This window comes from Polynucleobacter finlandensis (genome assembly GCF_018881755.1).
Classification (GTDB): Bacteria; Pseudomonadota; Gammaproteobacteria; order Burkholderiales; family Burkholderiaceae; genus Polynucleobacter; species Polynucleobacter finlandensis.
The window spans coordinates 30,824-52,536 of record NZ_JACVPS010000012.1 but is presented as its reverse complement, the minus strand read 5'-3'; the positions used below and the strand labels follow the sequence as shown (position 1 = coordinate 52,536).

Sequence of the window (21,713 nt, the reverse complement as noted above, 5' to 3'; positions counted from 1 at the left end):
AATGTACTAGTAAATCATTCTAAACGGCTTGAGTCTATTTTTGTTTAGTGGTGAGATCAAGTTGGCGATTAATATTTTCTGGCTTCATTTGTAGTGGCAAGTACTCGTTTTTTGCCCATAAAGGCAGCATGTTCCGGTAGAGCTTGCTCTGGACCCAACCAGATTGACCAGACTGATAGATGAAGACGGATTTTTCGAGGTCGGATAGGTCGTAAACCGTGCGCAGGCTTGGTGCTTGTTTTGTTTCAAAAGGATTGCCCGCTTGGAGTAATTCAAGCCTTCCTACATTAACAGTGAAGCTATCCCCTGGGAAAGGAGCTTCTAAATTGAAGAAGCTCCCTAGCAGGGGCACCTTACTCAACGGGCGATGTTCTGAAATAGCCACATGCCCTTTGCCCCAAGACCATTTACTTGGCTCGTTGCCATAGCGCGAGCTTAATTCGTCAAGAGCTTTTGCATAAGCTTCATTTGAAGATTCTGCGCAAGTTTCTACTTTTTCTGTGCCGGGGTTATCGCACCAAGGACTATTGGGGTTGGTTAACTGCAAAATCAGTGGAGACCTAAAATTTCTAGCACCATAGTTTTCGGTAAATAAATAGCTCAGACGTGAGAAAAGATTGCGCGTCAGTTGATCAGCCCAAGCATTAAAGATGAGTGCTGCTGCACTATCAACGCGCATGTCGCCATCAAAATCTTTGCTAACTTCTAAAGCCTGTGGACCGAGCTTGTGATTGGGTATGCTTGCCTTAAAAAGTTCTAGTAAGGGCTTCGCTCCAAGCGATAAGGTATCGCCTTGCATAGTTTTCATGGAGTTGAAATCATGCTGACTCTTTGCCTGTATGAGATCCACAATGCGGTCGTAGCGGGTTGGCAGGTCCCAGTCAGCTGTGAGTGGATTGGCGTCATTACTGGCGATGATGGGTTGGTTTGCTGTTGCTATCCAACCCTGCTCAGGATTATTACTCGCTGGCAGTTGTTCAAAAGGCACGTATCCGGTCCAGTCATATTGCTTCTCCCAGCCTAGAGCCGGGGCGACGCCATACAGACCTTGATGCAGAATTCTCTTAGGTGCCATACCAGCAGCTTGGTATGAGATGTTGCCTTCTACATCAGCCATCACTACGTTTTGCATGGGCGCATAGTTTTTACGCAACGCCTTTTTAAAACCATCTAGATCCTCTGCGCGATTCATTTCTAATAGGCCTGCTACTGATTGATTTTCAATATCAAGAGCGGTCCAGCGTAATGCTAGTGCAAATTTTTCAGTATTAATCGCGCGTTTTGCACGTGAGTAGGCATCTGATATTACTGGACCATGCCTCGTCTCTTTTACCAAGAAGCGCAATGGTGCAGCATCTTTGATGTCGATGATTTCTTGGCGAACTTTAAAGGGTAGCGGGCCATCCGGTCCGCGATACATGCCCGGAGATTTGCTGTCTAGTTGCTCGATATATAAATCTTGTACATCAGGATTGGTGTTGGTGAAGGACCAGGCGTATTTATCTGTTCTACCTAAAACAACTGCTGGTATTCCAGGGAGTGTTCCCCCAATGACATTTATTCCGGGCGCTTCTAGGTGAGCAAAATACCAAACGGCTGGGGCAGATAGGCCTAGGTGAGGATCATTTGCCAGCAAAGGTTTCCCGCTGACGGTACGCTTACCGCCGAGCGCCCAATTGTTTGAGCCAATACCATCTTTACCACCTGGCAGGTCATTGGTAGACAGTTCAGATAGCTCATTAGTTGGCAGCTTATTTGATTTGCTTTCGCCTGCAGACGGTGCCGTATTAAATACTTTGTTATCCCGATACATTTTTGCAAAGTCCATCCGCGTTACTGGATCACCAGCAACAAATGGCGGTAGCACTTGCCAAACTTGTTCGGTTGTTAAGAATTGGGATAACTCTAAGCGTTGCAATTCTTTTTGCCAGTTACCACCCAAATCTAAGGCCATCATCAACATCCAAGCTACGCTGTCTGATGGTGACCAGTAGCCAGGCTTTGAACCGGTGAGGAAGTATTCAACAGGGAGCGCCCAACCCAAGTGTTGATTACCGGCATTCACGCCATCTGCATAAGATTGCAGCAAGCGTTTGGCAGCAATGGGATAGTGATCAAACTGATTTTCAGCGGCATGTTTAATGCCAAGTGTGCGCATAAAGCGATCAATCGCAACTGTTTCCGAACCAAGGATTTCTGAAAGTCGTCCACTGGCTAGACGACGATTGACTTCCATCTGCCAAGAACGTTCACTAGCGTGTAAATAACCTAGAGCGAAGAGGGCGTCAGTAGAGCTCTTGGCTTTAATGTGGGGGATGCCACTCTCATCAAAAGTGATCACCACGGCATCACCAAGACTTTGAATGGTTTGCTTGCCGGAGAGCGTAGTCTTTGCAGAGAATAGATAGATTAAGCAGGTGATGCCAATGACCAGTGAAAGACCGCCGCCAACCCAGAGGATGCCCCGTATCACTGGGCGCAGCCCTTGGATTTTGCTTATAAACTTCATGGGAATATTTTAGCCGTTTTGGACATTTCCCTCTTGGCGCCCCAATGGACCGAGTTCCAGGGCAATCATGCCCTCACATGTTAAAATTTCGCTTGTCTTGATTTATATAGCGCGGCAGTTACTGTTAGTGCGAGCCCGAGTGGTGAAATCGGTAGACACAGCAGATTTAAAATCTGCCGACTCAAAAAAGTCGTGCCGGTTCGATTCCGGCCTCGGGCACCAAGTTTTAATGATATTTACACATCCATTCCACTCATCGCGCCGGTTAATGTCCTTTGTGGGCTTAGCCATTTTCTCGGCTGCTATCAGCGCTGAAACGCTTTCTTTCAATTGTATTCGGGTTGAAAGAGACATGACTGAAGAGTATGTCTTAAAAGTAGCCTCGCCAACAGAGGGCTCTAAAAGCACAAAAGGCAAAGTATATTTTGATGAACGTGATTTAGATCAGGTGAGTAGTGGAGGCCTTCAAGAAATTAAAAATGTCTCTATCACTAGAGATAAGATTTCATTTTTGACAGACACATCTTTCCCGCCTGAAGAATTCGATGGTGTGCGCTATGGCGTTGGGACTGTGGTGTCAGTAACCACGATTAATCGAGTAACGGGTGAACTGAAAAAGATTGAAACGATTAAAGGTGGCATCTTGGCTTCCACCATGGGTGAGGGCACGAAGTCTTATACCGAGAAGTGCTCGGCGATCAAGGGCAATTAGACCGCCCCCAATTTAGTCTGGCTCAGTGACAAACCCTAACTTAGTAAGACCAGCACGGCGTGATGCCGCGAGCACTTGTGCGACATATTCATACTTCACAGACTTGTCGGCACGTAAATTAATTTCAGGCTGAGGATCTTTCTCCGCTGCTTTTTGAGCATAGCCATCAAAAGTCTTTAAGTCGATCGCCGAGCTATTCCAAAAGATTTGACCTTTGGCATCAATTGAGAGCTGCACTGATTCAGGTTTAACTTCATTGCGCACGCTATTGGCTTTAGGTAATTCCACCTTCACTGCTTGCTGGATCACCGGCAAAGTAATCATAAAGATAATCAGCAAGACCAACATGACATCCACCATGGGTGTCATGTTGATTTCGGCCATAATGCCGTCGTCGCTCTGGTCGTCTTGAATATGAAAAGACATGCTTATTCTCCGGAATCTACGCGAGCACCAGTCACAAAATACGCCAATAGATCATTGCCAAAGCGATTGAGATCGGCCACAAACAATTTATTAGCGCGATTGATGGCGTTAAAACCAAGCACTGCTGGAATAGCCACGGCCAAACCTAAGGCAGTCATGATTAAGGCCTCTCCAATTGGGCCGGCCACTTGGTCAAGCTGTGCGCTGCCAGAGCTGCTGATAGAAATTAAAGCATGGTAGATGCCCCAAACTGTCCCAAACAAACCAATAAATGGGGCGGTAGCGCCAGTTGATCCGAGGAAGGTCAACCCTTTTTGTAATTTGGCGGCGACCCCATCAATGCTGTACTTGAGACTTCTGGCCATCCACTCTGAGTAGTTCAATGTTTGCAAAAGCTCGCGATGATTGGTGGATTGGCTTTGGTGATGCGCGGATGCATCCAAGGCTGATTTTGCAATATGATAGTAAGGGTTCGTTCCATGATTTGTCAGGGAGTAGAGGCCTTGATCAAATGAAGTAGCGCGCCAAAACTTGTCTAGTTCTGGGCTAAGCTTACGGAGATTGCGCAGATCCCAAAAACGGGAAAGCAAAATCACCCAGGTGACGATTGAGCAGAGTAAGAGCGCCAGCGCTACAAAGCGGGTGATTGAATCCCCCTCGAGCCACAAATTTGCTAAGCCAAATGGTGTATTCATATTATTGGGTCTTTAGATTAAATTTAATTAACAGGTTGGTTGAAATTCGAGCGGGCGAACCGTTCACTAAAAATGGCTTGAAGCGATAACGTCTGCCAATGTCGGAGGCAGCGCGATCTAGTCGCGGGAATGTGCTCGATTTTAATAAAGCAATATCCTCAACGTTGCCACCTTCATCAATAATCAATCGCACTACTACTTCACCTTGCTCGCCTGATCTCTTCGAGAATGAGGGGTAATAGGCATCGGCATCCGGTTGGTATACGACGACCAGTTTACCAATATCGGTCTGAATAGGTGTGCCGCTAGCTCCCCCATTGGTGGCAGGGGCAACAGCAGCATTTGGGGTGGGTGCATCAGATTTGCTGGGCTGCTGACTGGGCGGTGTAGCGGCTTGTTGTTGAGACTGCGGGGGTGTTGGTGCTTGAGTGGATTTCTCGTTGACGGTCTTCTTTTTCTCTTCTTGCTTTGGCTTGGGTGGTGGTGGCGCTGGAGGCTGAGCTGGTTTTGCTGCTTCAGGGCTCACTAGATTGGCCATCACGCGGGAATCGTCTAGATTGTCAGGGGTGTTAGGCTGCATGCTCTTATGAAAGCCAATAAAAAAGATGGCATGCATTAGCAGAACAATACCAATGATGGTACGTTCGGTTTTATCAAACGGAAGGTAGTGATCTAGACGAGATATAAAAGTGTTCACTGGAGATCACCTAGATATTTAGCTGATATAGCATACGCACTTAAATCGCTAGACATCAGTTCTTGAGCCATGCGCAAGAGTGTAACTTCATCTTTGCTGCTCATGAAGAGCACGGAGCCACAAGTATCTTCAGAATGTGCAGTCTCCTTATCCTCTAACTGGCGCTTGAGTTGTCGTACTACTGCCTCGCTCGTATCAATCAGGGTAATGCTGTCACCTAGTAACTTTCGTATCGCTTTGCGAAGAAAAGGGTAGTGAGTGCAACCCAAAACTAAGGTGTCAGCACCCGCATCCTGAATCGGCTCTAAATGCTTGGCCAATAACTCTAGCGTTTCTTCACCATCCGCCTCTCCTGATTCAATTAATGGCACTAAGCCAGCACCCGCTTGCTTGATAAATTGGCAGTTGGCAGGAAGCGTTGCTAGTAGGGCATTGAACTTATCACTATTAAGTGTGGCTTCGGTGGCGAGTACACCCACAATCCCGTTCTGCGTTTGCATTGCTGCTGGCTTGATCCCTGGCTCAACGCCAATAATTGGAATATTCAATTTCTGGCGAATGTCTTTAATCGCTTCTGCGGTGGCGGTGTTGCAAGCCACCACAATCGCGTCGCAACCTTCTTCGGCAAGGTATTGGCATAAGGCAAGACTGCGAGCGGCAATCCATTCGCTCGACTTTTCACCATAGGGGGCATTTGCAGAGTCCGCAAGATAGATGTAATCGTGCTCGGGAAGTTGGTCTAGGGCCTCATCCAAGATGGATAAGCCCCCAACGCCAGAATCAAAAACCCCGATCAGTGCCAAGTAGTCAGCTGCGCTTAAACAATCTTGACCGGAATATTTCCGATCTTAGCTTGCCATTCTTTAGGGCCAGTCTCATGCATTGAGATGCCTTCAGAGTTGACCGCTACTGTGACTGGCATGTCTTTGACATCAAACTCATAAATCGCTTCCATGCCTAAGTCAGCAAAGCCAACCACTTTAGAAGTTTGGATCGCTTTAGAGACCAAGTAAGCAGCGCCACCAACAGCCATTAAGTAAGCAGACTTATGTTTCTTAATTGCTTCAATCGCAACCGGACCACGCTCTGCTTTACCAATCATGGAAATCAAACCCGTTTTTGCCAACATCATCTCAGTAAACTTATCCATCCGAGTAGAAGTAGTTGGACCTGCTGGACCAACAACTTCATTACGCACTGGATCGACTGGACCGACGTAATAGATCACACGATTCTTAAAGCTCACCGGTAACTCTTCGCCTTTAGCGAGCATGTCCTGAATGCGCTTATGAGCAGCATCACGACCAGTCAGAATTTTGCCGTTGAGCAACAGTGTTTCGCCTGGTTTCCAGCTCGCGACTTCTGCGGCAGTCAAGGTATCCAAATTGATCCGCTTGGATTTTTTGGTGTCTGGGGTCCAAGTGACATCTGGCCAGTCAGCTAGGGAAGGGATTTCTAATTTGGCTGGACCATCGCCGTGCAAATGGAAGTGGATGTGGCGAGTTGCAGCGCAGTTCGGGATCATTGCGACAGGGAGCGAGGCTGCATGGGTTGGGTAATCCAAAATCTTGACGTCCAGGACAGTGGCTAAGCCACCAAGGCCTTGGGCACCAATCCCCAATTGATTCACCTTTTCATAGAGCTCAAGGCGCAATTCTTCCACTTTGTTTTTTGGTCCGCGAGCAATGAGTTCCTGAATGTCTACAGGACCCATTAAAGACTCTTTAGCCATCAACATGGCTTTTTCAGGAGTACCGCCGATACCAATCCCGAGGATACCGGGTGGACACCAGCCCGCACCCATGGTGGGAACAGTTTTGAGAACCCAGTCGACGATGGAGTCAGAAGGGTTGAGCATGACCATCTTGGCCTTGTTCTCTGAACCACCACCTTTGGCGGCGCAGATCACTTCAACATCATCACCAGGGACGATTTCATAATGAATAACAGCCGGTGTGTTATCACCAGTATTTTTACGTTTACCTGCTGGATCAGTCAACACGGAAGCGCGGAGCATATTTTCTGGGTTGAGATAAGCACGGCGCACGCCTTCATTGACCATCTCGCTCACGCTCATCGTGGCATCCGACCATTGCACGTTCATGCCAATTTTGAGGAAAACGACTGCAATACCAGTGTCTTGGCAAAGAGGGCGATGTCCCTCGGCACACATGCGGCTATTGGTCAGAATTTGGGCGATCGAATCCTTAGCGGCTACGCCTTGTTCTAGCTCATAAGCCTTGCCCATCGCATCAATAAAATCCTTGGGATGGTAGTAGGAGATGAACTGGAAGGCATCCGCTACGCTTTGAATCAGGTCATTTTGTTTAATGTTTGTCATGTTTTTGGACTTAATTAGTAAAGGTTTGCCCTATTTTAAGGGTTTGCCATAGAGCAAATCCCCCGTGTTTTCACTTATCTTATTAGCTCTTGAGGGTGTAACCCCGTCATTCTGTGTTCATTATGCAGAAAATGAGTGGCTGATTATTAAAAAGAGGGCTGTAAAGCATGGAACCATTAAAGCAAGAAAACCGCGTATTTAACCCACCCGCAGACTTTGTTAAGGGTGCTGCTATTCCTGGAATGGAAGCCTATAACAAGCTTTGCGCAGAAGCCGAAAAGGACTATGAGGGTTTTTGGGGACGCCTTGCTAAAGAGAATATCTATTGGAAGAAGCCTTTCAGCAAGGTTCTTGATGAATCTAAGGCGCCTTTCTATAAGTGGTTTGAAGATGGTTTAACCAATGCTTCTTACAACTGCTTAGATCGCCAAATTGAAAATGGCTTGGGTGATAAGGTCGCTATCATTTTTGAAGCTGACGACGGTCAGGTGACCAACGTTACTTACAAAGACATGCTTGATCGTGTTTGCAAAATGGCAAATGCATTGCGCAAGATGGGCATCAAGTCTGGTGACCGCGTCATTATTTACATGTCAATGTCAGTTGAAGGCATTGTTGCCATGCAAGCTTGTGCTCGTATTGGTGCAACACACTCAGTAGTATTCGGCGGTTTCTCTGCTAAATCATTACAAGAGCGCATTGTTGACGTTGGCGCAGTAGCGGTGATTACTGCTGATGAACAAATGCGCGGTGGCAAAGCTTTACCACTGAAAGTAATTGTTGATGAGGCGCTTGCTTTAGGCGAATGTGAAAAAATCAAAAATGTCGTTGTGTACAAGCGTACCGGCGGCAATATTCCCATGACTACTGGTCGCGATTCTTGGATGCACGATGTTGTTGCTAATGAATCTTCCACTTGCGAGCCAGAGTGGGTGAGTGCAGAACATCCACTCTTTGTTCTCTATACCTCAGGTTCTACAGGCAAGCCAAAGGGTGTTCAGCACTCTACCGGCGGTTACCTGTTGTGGGCTATTTTGACCATGAAGTGGACCTTTGACATTAAGCCAAACGATGTGTTTTGGTGTACTGCCGATATTGGTTGGGTCACTGGACATTCCTATATCACTTATGGCCCGCTCGCAGTGGGCGCGACTGAGATTGTGTTTGAAGGCGTACCTACCTATCCAAATGCAGGCCGTTTCTGGGACATGATCCAAAAACACAAAGCAACGATTTTCTATACAGCACCCACAGCGATTCGCTCCTTGATCAAAGCATCAAGCAATGATCAAGCTATTCATCCTAAGAGCTACGACTTATCCTCTTTGCGTCTCTTGGGTTCAGTAGGTGAGCCAATTAATCCTGAAGCTTGGATGTGGTACTACGAAAACGTAGGCGGTTCACGTTGCCCAATTGCAGATACATTCTGGCAAACCGAAACTGGCGGCCATATGATTTCTCCATTGCCGGGTGCAACACCAATGATTCCTGGTTCATGCACCTTGCCATTGCCAGGCATCATGGCGGCGATTGTGGATGAAGTTGGCCATGATGTGCCAAATGGTCAAGGCGGTATCTTGGTTGTGAAGCGTCCATGGCCTTCGATGATTCGTAACATTTGGAACGATAGCGATCGTTTTGTGAAATCCTATTTCCCAGAAGAATTGGGCGGCACTTTGTATCTTGCTGGTGATGGCGCGATTCGTAATAAAGAGACTGGTTATTTCACCATCACTGGTCGTATCGACGACGTCTTGAACGTTTCAGGTCACCGTATGGGCACTATGGAAATCGAATCCTGCCTAGTGGCCAACCCATTGGTTGCTGAAGCTGCCGTAGTAGGTCGTCCAGACGATATGACGGGTGAAGCTATTTGCGTATTCGTAGTTCTTAAGGGTGGGCGCCCAACGGGCGATGAAGCCAAGAGGATTGCTACTGAGTTGCGCAACTGGGTTGGTAAAGAGATCGGCCCAATTGCCAAGCCAAAAGACGTACGCTTTGGTGATAACTTGCCTAAAACGCGCTCTGGCAAGATCATGCGTCGCTTGTTGCGTGTGATCGCTAAAGGCGAAGAGGTTACTCAAGATACCTCTACTCTAGAAAATCCAGCGATTTTGGATCAACTCAAAGAGGCGCTCTAAGCAAATCCACTTACACCCTTTTGTTAACCGTATAATCGATGGTTTCCGGAAGGGTGGATGAGCGGTTTAAGTCATACGCCTGGAAAGCGTACGTAGGTTAATAGCCTACCGCGGGTTCGAATCCCGCCCCTTCCGCCAAGTAGTTTCTAAACCACCTTCGGGTGGTTTTTTATTTTCAGGGCACACTTCATTTTGCAAGCTAGGCTAGTATTTACTATGTTTAATGTGGCACTTTTGTTTTTACATAACCAAGAGGAATCAATATGATTTTTGTATTCTGGCTAATGGACCGTCCTGGAACGGCCCAATTAAGAGATGAAGTGCGACCTATCCATCGTGAATATCTCGCCAAGTTATCTGATCACATGGCTTTCTGTGGACCGCTTACTTCTGAAGATGGTCAAACTACTGTCGGAAGTTTATTGGCCATTGATTTTCCGAGTCGCATTGCAGCTGAGGCTTGGATAGCAGCAGAGCCGTTCACGATGGCAGGGGTTTATGAAAAACCCATCATTCATGTTTTTCATAATAAGTGGCCGCAAAAGGTTGGGTTTCCTCCTGCGTAATAAACACCTTTAACCAATATCACCCTCAGTGGTAGTCAGGGTGATATTTTTGGTATATCATTTGTTGATATATTAAGGGTTATGTACACGCATGAAATTACTACCCTTTTGGATTTGCATGGACAGGTAATAGATCAGGAGGGCGGCTATTGGGTAAAGATGGAAGCGTGGCAGGTTCCCAAGAGTGAGGCAGTGCCACATGGCATTCGGTATTCCTTAACATTGCATGATCCCGCAGGAATTCGTATTTTGGGTTATGACAATGCCCATGCCCCGAAAAATCCTACTAAGTATGCAAATCGCACTTTACCTTATGACCACCGACATAGAAGTCCATCTGATTTAGGTATTCGTTATGAATACAAAAATGCTTATCAGTTGTTAATTGATTTTTTTGTGGATGTTGATAAAGCATTGAATTTGGCGAGGGAATGATGAAAGTAATCAAAATAGGAATTGCTCCTCAAGAAGAGATTCGTAGGCGTATTTTGTCTATTGCCAAGGGCGAGCTGAAGGTTAAATCAACGGATCCAAAAATATGGTTTACCTCAATGCGTTCGCTTGCCGAGGTTTTGAGTGATGAGAATCGCGCACTGCTTGATGTCATTAGAAAGTCAAAGCCAGTATCCATTTCTGAATTAGCGGAAATAACTGGTCGAAAGCAGGGGAATTTATCTAGAACCTTAAAAACAATGTCTCACTATGGGCTCGTGAAGATGCAAAAACAGGCGAGAGCCTTGCAGCCCATCGCCTGTGGTGATAGATACGAAATATTGGTTTAAGGCTTTAAATCGCTTTGATTTCTAGCTTTCTGAACTTGATAGTGCCACCAGCAGATTGAAGGCCAATAAGACCTTCTGAGAATTTACTATCTTCACCATCTGCCACCGTCACAACACCGTTCATCGTTACTTTGAAGTGGCTGCCATTAGCAACGATTTCCATCGTATTCCAGCGTCCGCCAGCCTTATGAATCGGATTCACTTTAGCGACATCGACGATGGCACCAGTTGAGTATTCTTGTCCAGGGCGTGTATCCCAAATATTGACTTCATAAGCATTGCCGGCGGTAACGAGGTTCGGGTTTTGGCAGCGAATAAAAATACCGCTATTGGTATTTGACTCAGCCCAAAATTCAGCGCGAACAATGAAGTTCTTATATTTTGCGGAGCTGACTAAAAAGCCCATGGGCTTGTCGCTCACAATCATACCGTTGCCTATCTGCCAATTAGCATTGCCAATAATGTTCCAGCCAGAAAGGCTGACGCCGTCGATCAGGGGGGTAAAGCCATCTTGATTCTGAGCGCTAGCAGAATTGCCAACTAGCAAAGCGCTTAGCAAAAAGCCTAGCGCGGCAAGTTTTTTGATAAATAACTTCATTGTTGTCTCCGGTTTTATTGATTTCTTGTTATTGAATGGGTGGTTATTTTTACTGGGAAACCCAAAGTTACACAAGTGGATGTTTTCCCTCGAACTCTCCCCAAAATCAAGTAGACTTACGGGATGAATTCACCTAAATTGCGCTCACTTCTCTTGGTTTCCATTCTTTCCGCCTTGGCCTTATCTGGCTGTGGAAGTATCGAGTCAGCAGCGCAACAGGATTGCACCTCGATTGGTTGGAATATTGGCAGCCAAGGCTATAACGACTGCTATAAGGCCCGGCTTTATGAGCGCAAGCTTGACTACTCACTTCCGCCTGGCGACAAGCCATCCCCATCCCTGCTATAGATTAGGGTAAACCCTAGTTTTAATCCCTTGAGCGCCGTCAAGGACTTAGAGGTCGAAATAACCCAAAATCACACGATGATTTTGCAGGTCGCTATATATGGCTAAATGCTTAAGAATCAACAATTCAATCGGCGCGACTAGAAATTAGAGACTACAAAATATGAATCACCCAAAACCCTCAGGAGAAGTCAAAGCCGTTGCTGTAGCAACTGCAGATGACTTAAGGGAAACCATTCGTCGCAAAAGTAAGCTGAAAGGCCGTCAAGCAGATGACGTTTCTTTGTCCGAAGTGCGTCAGTTGATTGGGGAAGCACCGCACCGTCGTGATTTATTGATCGAAAATTTACATAAATTGAATGATGAATATCGTGCTTTGCATGATCGTCATTTAGTTGCTTTGGCAAAAGAAATGAATTTGCCTATGGCTGAAGTTTATGAAGTTGCTACCTTCTACCATCACTTTGAAGTAGTGCGCGGTAATGATCCAGTAGCTGATATCACTGTGCGCGTATGCGATGGCTTGTCCTGCGAATTGGCTGGCGCCAAAAATCTCTTGGAAAAATTACCTGCGATCTTGGGTAATCCCAATGTCAAAGTAATTGCAGCCCCTTGCGTAGGTCGTTGCGAACAGGCGCCAGTAGCGGTAGTGCATCAGTATCCCGTCCTATTTGCTACAACAGATAAAGTCGCTGCAGCAGTCAATAACAAGATGACCACTCAGCCATTGGCAAAAGATGATGCAAGTTTTGATCCCGCAGCATTAGCTGAGAAGGGCGTTTCTCCTCAAGGCGAAAACCAGGCAGTTTCACCAAGCTATGTTGGTTACGAAGCCTATCGCGCTAAAGGCGGCTATGCCTTAGCAACAGACATTGCCCAAGGTAAGCTTGATGGCGAAAGCATCATTAAGGCTATGGAAAATTCTGGCTTGCGCGGTTTAGGCGGAGCTGGTTTCCCAGCAGGGCGCAAGTGGCGCATTGTTAAAGATCAAATCGCCCCTAAGCTGATGGCAGTCAATATTGACGAAGGCGAGCCGGGAACGTTTAAAGACCGCACGTATTTAGAGCGTGATCCGCATCGCTTCTTAGAAGGTTTGCTGATTGCGGCGAACGTTGTTGGAATTGATGCTTGCTACATTTACTTGCGTGATGAATATCACGGTTGCCGTGAGTTGCTTGAAAAAGAATTAGCCAAGCTCAAAGCTAACCCGCCATTCAAATTACCTTCGATTGAATTACGTCGTGGCGCCGGTGCTTACATCTGCGGTGAAGAATCCGCCATGATTGAGAGTATCGAAGGCAAACGTGGTGAGCCACGCATGCGTCCTCCCTACATTGCACAGGTTGGCCTATTCGGACGCCCAACACTTGAGCATAACTTTGAAACTTTGTATTGGGTGCGCGATATTGTGCAGCGCGGACCAGAGTGGTTTAGCTCTTATGGTCGTCATGATCGCAAAGGCTTGCGTAGCTATAGCGTCAGTGGTCGTGTGAAGAACCCTGGTGTGAAATTAGCTCCAGCAGGTATTACTATTCAAGAGCTCATTGATGAATATTGTGGCGGCATGCAAGACGGTCACCAGTTCTACGGCTATTTACCGGGTGGTGCATCGGGTGGCATCTTGCCAGCTACGATGAATGACATTCCTTTGGACTTTGATACCTTGCAGCCTTATGGTTGCTTCATTGGTTCTGCTGCTGTGATGGTGTTTAGTGATCAAGACAAAGCTAGAGATATGGCATTAAATGTCATGCATTTCTTTGAACATGAAAGCTGCGGTCAGTGCACACCGTGCCGCGTTGGCACGGGTAAGGCTGCTAAGTTGATGCAAGCTAAATCCTGGGATCAAGAAACCTTAGAAGATCTAGCGACGGTGATGGTCGATGCTTCGATCTGCGGTCTAGGTCAAGCCGCACCCAATCCGATTCGTTGTATCCATAAATATTTCCCGCAAGAAGTTGCTTGATAGAACTTAGGGAAAAATAAGATAAATATGAACGCACCAACCAATCCTAAAGAGCTCGAACTGCAAACAGTCGAGTTCAAGCTTGACGGAAAAACCATCGTTTCCTATGAGGGTGAAACTATTCTCAAGGCTGCCAAACGCCATGGCGTGGATATTCCGCATCTGTGCTTTAAAGACGGCTATCGTCCCGATGGTAATTGCCGTGCTTGCGTCGTTGAAATCAATGGCGAGCGTACTTTGGCGCCTAGCTGCTGTCGTAGCGCTACACCTGGCATGGAAGTCAAAGCCAATAGCGAACGCGCTGTTAAGAGTCAAAAGCTAGTGTTAGAGATGTTGCTCTCCGATATGCCGGATGAGGGCTTCAAGTGGGTAGGCGATAGTAAGGAAGAAGAGCAACAGAATCAACATGGTGAGCTAAGCACTTGGGCTGCCCGTATGGACGTGACTGTTCGACCAGAGCTCAAAGCATTACGCCGCGCGAAGGTTGCTAGCGATATCTCCCATCCAGCGATGGCAGTGAACTTAGATGCCTGCATTCAATGTAATCGTTGTGTGCGTGCTTGTCGTGAAGAGCAAGTTAATGATGTGATTGGCTACGCCATGCGTGGCGGCCATAGTGAGATCGTATTTGATCTCAATGATCCAATGGGCGATAGCACCTGCGTTGCATGTGGTGAGTGCGTGCAAGCTTGCCCAACTGGCGCTTTGATGCCAAAAGGTTTGATCGGTTCACAAACCGTCGACCGTAAGGTGGATTCAGTTTGCCCATTCTGTGGCGTAGGCTGTCAAATTACCTATAACGTAAAAGATGAAAAGATTGTTAGCGTAGAGGGCCGTGATGGACCCGCTAATCACAACCGCCTTTGCGTTAAGGGCCGCTTTGGGATGGATTACATTCATAACCCACAGCGCTTAACAAAACCTTTGATTCGTAAGGCTGGCGTTCCCAAAGATGAGAATGCTATTCAGAATCCACAAGACTGGTCAAGCGTCTTTCGTGAAGCGACCTGGGAAGAGGCTTTGGAAGTTGCTGGTGGTGGACTTAAAAAACTCAAAGACAAGCATGGTTTAAAAGTATTGGCTGGCTTTGGTTCAGCCAAGGGTAGTAACGAAGAGGCCTATTTATTCCAAAAGTTGGTCCGCACTGGTTTTGGTAGTAACAACGTTGACCATTGCACGCGTCTTTGCCATGCATCTTCTGTCGCAGCATTACTTGAAGGCGTTGGCTCTGGCGCAGTAAGTAATCAAGTCAATGATGTTGAGCACTCCAGCATGATTTTCTTGATTGGCTCAAATCCAACTGCCAATCATCCAGTAGCGGCAACTTGGTTTAAAAATGCCGCTAAACGCGGCGCAAAAATTGTGCTGTGCGATCCTCGTAGCACTGAGATTAGTAAGCATGCTTGGCGCACCATGCAGTTCAAGCCAGACACTGACGTGGCCATGCTCAATGCCATGATCTATACGATTATTGAAGAAGGTTTGGTTGATCAAGACTTCATTGAAAATCGCGCCAATAACTTTGAAGCCCTAAAAGAAAATATCAAAGGCTATAGTCCTGAGGCAATGGCTCCTGTCTGCGGCATTCCAGCGGAAACTTTGCGTGAAGTTGCTCGTGAATTTGCTACCACTAAGTCGGCGATGGTCTTGTGGGGCATGGGCGTTAGCCAGCATGTACATGGTACCGATAATGCACGTTGCTTAATTGCCTTAGTGAGCATTACCGGTCAAATTGGTAAGCCTGGTTCTGGCTTGCATCCATTACGTGGCCAGAACAATGTACAGGGCGCCAGTGATGCAGGATTGATTCCGATGATGTTCCCGAACTATCAACGGGTTGATAATCCTGCAGCACATGCATGGTTTGAAAAATTCTGGGATACCCCATTAGATAAGAAACCTGGCTACACAGTAGTTGAGATCATGCATAAGATCACGGCACCCGATAGCGATCCCGATAAGATTCGTGGCATGTATGTCGAGGGTGAGAATCCCGCAATGAGCGATCCTGATTTGAATCATGCGCGACATGCACTGGCTTCTTTAGAGCATCTTGTTGTGCAAGACATCTTTATGACAGAAACTGCGCTTCTAGCGGACGTCGTTTTACCAGCAAGCGCTTGGCCTGAGAAAGTTGGCACCGCCAGTAACACTGACCGTATGGTGCAGATGGGCAAGAAGGCGATCAATCCTCCTGGCGAAGCAAAGCCTGATCTGTGGATCATTCAGCAGATCGCTAAACGGATGGGCTTGAACTGGAACTATCAAGGTCCTGATGATGGGGTTGCAGAGGTCTATGACGAAATGCGTCAAGCCATGCATGCAGCGATCAATGGTATTACTTGGGAGCGTCTCGAAAAAGAATCTAGCGTGACCTATCCTTGTTTATCTGCTGAAGATCCTGGTCGCCCAATCGTGTTTGATGATCATTTTGCAACAGTTGATGGCAAAGTCAAACTCGTACCTGCTGACATCATTCCGGCTAATGAGCGTCCAGATGCAGATTACCCATTTGTATTGATTACAGGCCGTCAGTTAGAGCATTGGCATACTGGCAGTATGACGCGCCGTGCCACTGTGCTCGATGCGATTGAGCCATTGGCTACCGTCTCTATGAATGGTGAGGATATGACCCAGCTAGGCGTTTCTGCTGGCGATGTGATTACCGTTCAATCAAGACGTGGCGAGGTGGGGATTCATGTGCGTAGAGATGATGGCACTCCGCGTGGTGTAATCTTTATTCCGTTTGCTTACTATGAAGCTGCGGCAAACTTGATTACCAATGCTGCCTTAGATCCATTTGGCAAGATTCCAGAGTTCAAGTATTGCGCCGTCAAGCTAGCTAAAGGCGGGAAAGCCGCTGCAGTAGTAGGCTATGGCACAAATGATCCAGCTAGACAGAAGGTTGTCAGTACGGCATAAGTACCATAATTTTTAATGACAAATGTAAAAGGCTCCCCAGTGGAGCCTTTTAAGATCAGAAGCCACCTTCAAGACCAAAATCACATTGCCCTTTAGAATGAAGCATGGCTAGTTCAAAACCTTCATCATCAACCTCTGACGCAAAAGCTGAGTTACCAGTTCTCATTATTGGAGCAGGCTTAGCTGGCTTAACGGTGGCTTTGCACATGGCTGAGACTCAGCCAGTCATTATTATGGCCAAGCGTGCTCTCGGTGAGGGTGCCACAGCGTGGGCGCAAGGCGGCATTGTTGGGGTCGTTGATAAAGAGCATGACAGTATTGACGCTCACGTAGAGGACACCTTAAATGCGGGGGCTGGACTCGTAGTCGAGTCAACGGCTCGGTATATTGCGGAAGAAAGCTCTGATGCAATCCAATGGCTGGTCGATCAAGGCGTGCCATTTACTCCCGATGAATCTGGTCCGATGGGTTTGCACTTAACCCGTGAGGGTGGTCATAGCCAACGTCGCATTGCGCATGCGGCTGATTCAACTGGTAAGGCTATCCATGAAGTGCTGCTCGATAAAGCGCGCGCGCATAAAAATATTCAACTACTAGAGCATTGGATTGCTCTAGATCTCATTACCAATCGTCATTTAGATGTTAAGACTGCGCGCACTAAGCCAAATCGTTGCTATGGTGTGTATGCACTGGATATTAAAAATAATCGCGTTGAAACCATTGAGGCGAAGTCTGTAGTTCTAGCTACTGGTGGCGTTGGTAAGGTGTATCGCTACACCAGTAATCCTGACACCGCTACTGGTGACGGTATTGCCATGGCTTGGCGAGCGGGTTGTCGCATTGGCAATATGGAATTTATTCAGTTTCATCCGACATGCCTGTATCACCCCAGCGATCGCACCTTCCTCATTACTGAGGCAATGCGCGGTGAGGGCGGTTTACTCAAGCTGCCTGATGGCACTCGTTTTATGCCAGAGCATGATGAGCGTAATGAATTAGCTCCGCGCGATATTGTTGCTAGAGCCATTGACTTTGAGATGAAAAAGCATGGCCTCGACTATGTGCACCTAGACGCTACTCATCTAGGTGAAGCGTTTATTAAAGAACACTTTCCAATGATCTATGCGCGTTGCATGAGTTTGGGTCTAGATATCACTAAAGAGCCTATACCAGTTGTGCCAGCAGCGCATTACGCTTGTGGTGGCGTGGTCACCGATCTCAAAGGCCGCACTGATTTAGCGGGCCTCTATGCAGTGGGCGAGGCAACCTACACCGGTTTGCATGGCGCCAATCGTTTGGCCAGCAATTCCTTGTTAGAGTGCATCGTGATTGGTAAAGCTGCCGCTGCTGATATAGCAGAGCTTAAAACACCAATTCTGCCAAAACTTCCTCTATGGGATGAGAGTCAGGTAGAGGATGCTGATGAACAAGTGGTGATTGCCCATAACTGGGATGAGTTACGTTCTTTGATGTGGAACTATGTCGGTATTGTGAGAACCAACCGCCGATTAGAGCGGGCATTGCATCGCATCAAGCTATTAAGGTATGAGGTGCAAGAGTATTACGCTAACTTTAAAGTCACGCGAGATCTGATTGAGCTACGTAACTTACTAGAGTGTGCAGAGTTGATCGTACGTTCAGCTTTAATGCGCAGAGAAAGTAGGGGGCTGCACTACAGCCGTGACTACCCAGGCACTTGGGCGGTTTCTTATCCTACGATTTTGACCCCTCAGGCAGAAGGAACTTCTGAAGCCCCCGAGACCTAAATCGATTTACAGAGAGCCTTTTAGAACTGCCTCTTTTATATGTTTGCTTAAGCGGGTTTGCCATCCCTTACCACTTGCACGTAATTTTTCTAACACATCAGAATCTAATCTAAGGCTAAGCATTTCCTTTGCATTTTTAATTGGTGGGCGACCAACACCTCTTTTGATGAGGGTGTCACCAATATAGACGTGGGCATTTTTGAACCACTCTTCATCTGCTTCTGGTGCGTCATCTGGATCAACCCATTCTTCTTTCATATTTTTTGATTTTTTACTCAACTGCTGTCCTCTTTTCTTTTACTGTTGGTCTAGCTGATTATTTTTGTATAAAAACAACTGATAAACAACCTTAAATCATTGCCGACTATAATGTTATAGCACTCAGTGCAATAGTTTAATATTTTGGTTATGAAGAAAATTGTCATGAAAACCAAAACATTTGACCGATGGGCGAAAAAAATTGTCAGCTCAACACAGTTGTGTAAAGCAGCAAGAGAGATTGAACTCGAATATTACGAGGCTGATTTAGGGGGAGGGGTATGCAAAAAGAGAATACCAATCTTAGGCCAAGGGAAAAGTGGAAGTATTCGTACGATTGTGGCAAAGAAAAATAGGGATGCAATTATTTTTATTGTTGGCAGAGAGAAGAGTGACTCAGGGTCTGACTTTACTAATAATGAGCAAACAGCTGCAATTATCCTTGCCAAGACATTTGAAAAAGCTGATCGATCTAAATTACAAGATTTAGTTGATGCGGGGATATTAAAGGAGTTAATTTGCAATGATTAAAAAATTAAAAGCAGAAGAAAAAAGAGTGCTAGACGAGCTTTTAGAGATGGCAGAAGCCCTTGATGGTTGTGGCTTATTAACTAAACATGACTTTGCCAAAATGAAGGCCTTGTGTTTGGAAAAGCCGCCGATCTTCACCCCAAGAAAGGTGACGAATATACGTATCCGTCAAGCCAAGATGAGCCAATCTATTTTTGCATCCCTCTTGAATGTGAGTGTTTCAACCGTTCAGAAGTGGGAGTCTCCTAGTTCTGGTAAGCACCCTAGCGGAGCTGCAGCAAAGTTACTTCAAGTGATAGAAGTTAGGGGAGTCCAGGCCCTACTATTTTGATTATTATTTTGAAAGCACTACAAAATGCGCATTGAAAAATCCACCGCATTGACATCCTTGGTGAGCTTTCCAAGGGAGATGCGATCAACACCCGTAGCAGCAATTGCTCGCATCTGATCTAAGTTAATTCCACCGGAAGCTTCTAGCAGAGCGCGGCCAGCAGTAAAGGTAACGGCCTCTTTCATTTGCTCGGTAGTGAAGTTATCAATCAAGATGCTTTTTGCACCTGCAGCTAGAGCTTCTTGTAGCTCCGCAAAGCTTTCTACTTCAATCTGAATATCCACCCCAGAATGTAATTCTGCTGCAGCTTTGAGTGCAGCAGCAATGCCACCGGCAGCAGCAATATGATTCTCCTTAATCAGAATGCCGTGCCATAAGGCAAGGCGTTGATTTTGGCCACCGCCAACTCGCACTGCATACTTTTGCGCCTGACGTAATCCAGGAATAGTTTTGCGCGTATCTAATACAGCGCAACCCTGAGGATTTGGGCTTGCCCCTGCAATCGCATCAACATGTTGGCGGGTAATGCTGGCAGTCCAAGATAAGGTTTGCAGAAAGTTAATGCAAGGGCGTTCAGCAGAGAGTAGAGCTCTTGAATCAGCTGTAATGTCGCAGACTTTGGTATCGGGCGCCATCATATCGCCCTCCATGTAGTGCCAAGTGACGGTTGCATTCGGATCTAATTTCTTGAGCGTGCCTTCGAACCAGTCAACACCACAGAGCACTGCTGCTTGACGCACGATGAGCTGTGCTTGCACGGACTTATTGGGTACCAACTTAGCCGTCCAATCATTCTGACCAATATCCTCCATCAGCGCATCATGAATATTGCGTTGACGGGCTTGCTCTAAGGTTTCGTTGTAATCAAACATATTTTTTAAGCTGCACCAATGTTTTTCACAAAGCCATGCTGGGCTTTTGCTAGGAGATTAGGATGGTTAGTTGTGAAGTCCAGCATCCGCTCAATACAGCCCAGCGCCTTGATTCGAGTGGGTTCTTCGATGAAGATTTCACCAGAAGCGTTTTCTAGGCAAGCCAAGATCCCTTGTAAACCATTCATTGCCATCCAAGGACAGTGGGCGCAACTTTTGCAGGTCGCGCTATTGCCTGCAGTAGGAGCTTCAATCAGTTTCTTATTGGGGGCAAGTTGGCGCATGCGATGCAAGATGCCCTTGTCAGTGGCTACGATGTATTCAGTAGCAGAGCCTTCAACCACCGCTTTAATCATGGCAGAGGTAGAGCCTACAACATCGGCAAGTTCTACGACTGCTTGAGGTGATTCTGGGTGAACCAAAATCATGGCTTTTGGATGGGCAGCCTTCAAAAGTTGTAACTCGACTGCTTTAAATTCATCATGAACAATGCAAGCGCCATTCCATAACAACATATCGGCACCAGTTTGCTCTTGGATATAGCGGCCCAAATGACGATCAGGTGCCCACAGAATTTTTTTACCCTCAAGCTTGAGTTGATGAACGATCGCTAATGCACATGAACTGGTGACCATCCAATCTGCTTGTGCTTTGACAGCTGCGCTGGTGTTGGCATAGACAACGACTACCCGATCAGGATGTAAAGATCTAAACGCAGCAAAGTCAGTAGCATCACAACCTAAATCTAAAGAGCAAGTTGCATCTAAATCCGGCATAAACACGCGCTTCTCGGGACTGAGAATCTTGGCGGACTCTCCCATGAAGCGTACGCCCGCAACAATCAGGTTCTTGGCAGGATGATTTTTGCCAAAGCGTGCCATTTCTAATGAGTCAGCAACATAGCCACCAGTCTCCATTGCGAGATCCTGAATATCCCCATCGACATAGTAGTGAGCCACTAAAGCGGCATCTTTCTCTATCAAGAGCTGTTTAATGCGCGCAATCACAGTAGCTTTTTCAGAATCACCCAAATGAGCGGGGGTTTTGGCCCAGGCTTGAGCGGTGCAGGTTGTCCCTTCCGCATTTTGCTGGGGGTAGTCAAACGCAATGGAGGTGCTAATGGTTGAATTCATACGAAATCTTAATCGAGAGAGGGTATTTTCGTGTAATTTTTGATTTTTGTGGCCATGTTTACTTCTAGGCTCTTGGAGGGTTTAACTCAAAAGAGGTGCAATTGGGTTAAGGGCTTCAGAGG

At 46.7% G+C, this 21,713-nt stretch carries 21 protein-coding genes and 2 tRNA genes; 13 read left to right on the top strand and 10 right to left on the bottom strand.

The window, feature by feature from the left end; all coding sequences use genetic code 11:
• Positions 1-34 precede the first annotated feature (34 nt).
• Positions 35-2,509, bottom strand: coding sequence for a penicillin acylase family protein (locus ICN49_RS08995; protein ID WP_216167690.1), 2,475 nt, complete (start codon positions 2,507-2,509; stop codon positions 35-37).
• A gap of 133 nt (positions 2,510-2,642) precedes the next feature.
• Here ICN49_RS08995 and ICN49_RS08990 point away from each other — a divergent pair.
• Together ICN49_RS08990 and ICN49_RS08985 are read left to right on the top strand one after the other, a co-directional pair.
• Positions 2,643-2,731, top strand: a tRNA-Leu gene (locus ICN49_RS08990).
• Between the two features lie 46 nt (positions 2,732-2,777).
• Positions 2,778-3,221 carry a hypothetical protein gene (locus tag ICN49_RS08985; RefSeq protein ID WP_216167688.1) on the top strand — a complete coding sequence of 148 codons (444 nt, stop codon included), beginning with the start codon at positions 2,778-2,780 and terminating at the stop codon, positions 3,219-3,221.
• A gap of 12 nt (positions 3,222-3,233) precedes the next feature.
• Here ICN49_RS08985 and ICN49_RS08980 read toward each other — a convergent pair whose 3' ends face one another.
• From ICN49_RS08980 to ICN49_RS08960, 5 genes are read right to left on the bottom strand one after another with little or no spacing between them, the layout of a single operon-like run.
• On the bottom strand, positions 3,234-3,647 hold the full coding sequence (locus ICN49_RS08980; RefSeq protein ID WP_216167686.1) for an ExbD/TolR family protein: 414 nt from the start codon (positions 3,645-3,647) through the stop codon (positions 3,234-3,236).
• Between the two features lie 2 nt (positions 3,648-3,649).
• The gene (locus tag ICN49_RS08975) at positions 3,650-4,342 is read right to left on the bottom strand and encodes a MotA/TolQ/ExbB proton channel family protein (protein WP_216167684.1); all 693 of its coding nucleotides are present in this window, start codon (positions 4,340-4,342) and stop codon (positions 3,650-3,652) included.
• A gap of 1 nt (position 4,343) precedes the next feature.
• Entirely contained in the window at positions 4,344-5,039 is a 696-nt protein-coding gene (locus ICN49_RS08970; protein ID WP_216167682.1) for a TonB family protein, read from the bottom strand.
• A complete protein-coding gene (murI, locus tag ICN49_RS08965) occupies positions 5,036-5,842 on the bottom strand; it encodes a glutamate racemase (RefSeq protein ID WP_216167681.1) in 807 nt (268 codons plus the stop codon). Before murI ends, ICN49_RS08970 begins: the two co-directional genes overlap by 4 nt.
• Positions 5,843-5,856: 14 nt before the next feature.
• Positions 5,857-7,380, bottom strand: coding sequence for a fumarate hydratase (locus ICN49_RS08960; protein WP_216167679.1), 1,524 nt, complete (start codon positions 7,378-7,380; stop codon positions 5,857-5,859).
• A gap of 167 nt (positions 7,381-7,547) precedes the next feature.
• Here ICN49_RS08960 and acs point away from each other — a divergent pair, with 167 nt between their 5' ends.
• From acs to ICN49_RS08935, 5 genes are all read left to right on the top strand, one after another.
• Entirely contained in the window at positions 7,548-9,521 is a 1,974-nt protein-coding gene (gene acs, locus ICN49_RS08955; protein WP_216167677.1) for an acetate--CoA ligase, read from the top strand.
• Positions 9,522-9,568: 47 nt separating this feature from the next.
• Positions 9,569-9,659 (top strand) — tRNA-Ser (locus ICN49_RS08950).
• Between the two features lie 125 nt (positions 9,660-9,784).
• Positions 9,785-10,087 carry a YciI family protein gene (locus ICN49_RS08945; RefSeq protein ID WP_216167675.1) on the top strand — a complete coding sequence of 101 codons (303 nt, stop codon included), beginning with the start codon at positions 9,785-9,787 and terminating at the stop codon, positions 10,085-10,087.
• Positions 10,088-10,168: 81 nt separating this feature from the next.
• Complete coding sequence (locus ICN49_RS08940) at positions 10,169-10,522, top strand: toxin-antitoxin system TumE family protein (protein ID WP_216167673.1); 354 nt, start codon at positions 10,169-10,171, stop codon at positions 10,520-10,522.
• Positions 10,519-10,869, top strand: coding sequence for an HVO_A0114 family putative DNA-binding protein (locus ICN49_RS08935; protein ID WP_255535481.1), 351 nt, complete (start codon positions 10,519-10,521; stop codon positions 10,867-10,869). Before ICN49_RS08940 ends, ICN49_RS08935 begins: the two co-directional genes overlap by 4 nt.
• Positions 10,870-10,873: 4 nt before the next feature.
• Here ICN49_RS08935 and ICN49_RS08930 read toward each other — a convergent pair whose 3' ends face one another.
• Positions 10,874-11,467 (bottom strand): 3-keto-disaccharide hydrolase, encoded by a 594-nt coding sequence (locus ICN49_RS08930; protein WP_216167671.1) that lies wholly within the window; start codon positions 11,465-11,467, stop codon positions 10,874-10,876.
• Between the two features lie 123 nt (positions 11,468-11,590).
• Between ICN49_RS08930 and ICN49_RS08925 the strand changes: the two genes are divergently transcribed.
• The 4 genes from ICN49_RS08925 (at position 11,591) to nadB (ending at position 18,466) form a co-directional block, all read left to right on the top strand.
• Complete coding sequence (locus ICN49_RS08925) at positions 11,591-11,815, top strand: hypothetical protein (protein WP_216167669.1); 225 nt, start codon at positions 11,591-11,593, stop codon at positions 11,813-11,815.
• A gap of 160 nt (positions 11,816-11,975) precedes the next feature.
• Positions 11,976-13,778: an NAD(P)H-dependent oxidoreductase subunit E gene (locus ICN49_RS08920; protein ID WP_216167667.1), complete on the top strand. Its 1,803-nt coding sequence runs from the start codon at positions 11,976-11,978 to the stop codon at positions 13,776-13,778.
• A gap of 27 nt (positions 13,779-13,805) precedes the next feature.
• On the top strand, positions 13,806-16,700 hold the full coding sequence (gene fdhF, locus ICN49_RS08915; RefSeq protein ID WP_216167665.1) for a formate dehydrogenase subunit alpha: 2,895 nt from the start codon (positions 13,806-13,808) through the stop codon (positions 16,698-16,700).
• A 104-nt stretch (positions 16,701-16,804) separates the two neighbouring features.
• Positions 16,805-18,466 (top strand): L-aspartate oxidase, encoded by a 1,662-nt coding sequence (gene nadB / locus ICN49_RS08910; protein ID WP_216167663.1) that lies wholly within the window; start codon positions 16,805-16,807, stop codon positions 18,464-18,466.
• Positions 18,467-18,472: 6 nt separating this feature from the next.
• Here the strand turns inward: nadB and ICN49_RS08905 are convergent, their stop codons facing one another.
• Positions 18,473-18,745, bottom strand: a complete 273-nt coding sequence (locus ICN49_RS08905; RefSeq protein WP_255535480.1) for a BrnA antitoxin family protein — start codon at positions 18,743-18,745, stop codon at positions 18,473-18,475.
• 129 nt (positions 18,746-18,874) lie between these two features.
• Between ICN49_RS08905 and ICN49_RS08900 the strand changes: the two genes are divergently transcribed.
• Together ICN49_RS08900 and ICN49_RS08895 are read left to right on the top strand one after the other, a co-directional pair.
• On the top strand, positions 18,875-19,255 hold the full coding sequence (locus ICN49_RS08900; RefSeq protein ID WP_216167661.1) for a type II toxin-antitoxin system RelE/ParE family toxin: 381 nt from the start codon (positions 18,875-18,877) through the stop codon (positions 19,253-19,255).
• Positions 19,248-19,586 carry a helix-turn-helix domain-containing protein gene (locus ICN49_RS08895; protein ID WP_255535479.1) on the top strand — a complete coding sequence of 113 codons (339 nt, stop codon included), beginning with the start codon at positions 19,248-19,250 and terminating at the stop codon, positions 19,584-19,586. The genes ICN49_RS08900 and ICN49_RS08895 overlap by 8 nt, the downstream gene beginning before the upstream one ends.
• A gap of 17 nt (positions 19,587-19,603) precedes the next feature.
• Here the strand turns inward: ICN49_RS08895 and nadC are convergent, their stop codons facing one another.
• Together nadC and nadA are read right to left on the bottom strand one after the other, a co-directional pair.
• The gene (gene nadC / locus ICN49_RS08890; RefSeq protein ID WP_216167653.1) at positions 19,604-20,458 is read right to left on the bottom strand and encodes a carboxylating nicotinate-nucleotide diphosphorylase; all 855 of its coding nucleotides are present in this window, start codon (positions 20,456-20,458) and stop codon (positions 19,604-19,606) included.
• Positions 20,459-20,463: 5 nt separating this feature from the next.
• Positions 20,464-21,591 carry a quinolinate synthase NadA gene (gene nadA / locus ICN49_RS08885; protein WP_216167651.1) on the bottom strand — a complete coding sequence of 376 codons (1,128 nt, stop codon included), beginning with the start codon at positions 21,589-21,591 and terminating at the stop codon, positions 20,464-20,466.
• Positions 21,592-21,713 lie beyond the last annotated feature (122 nt).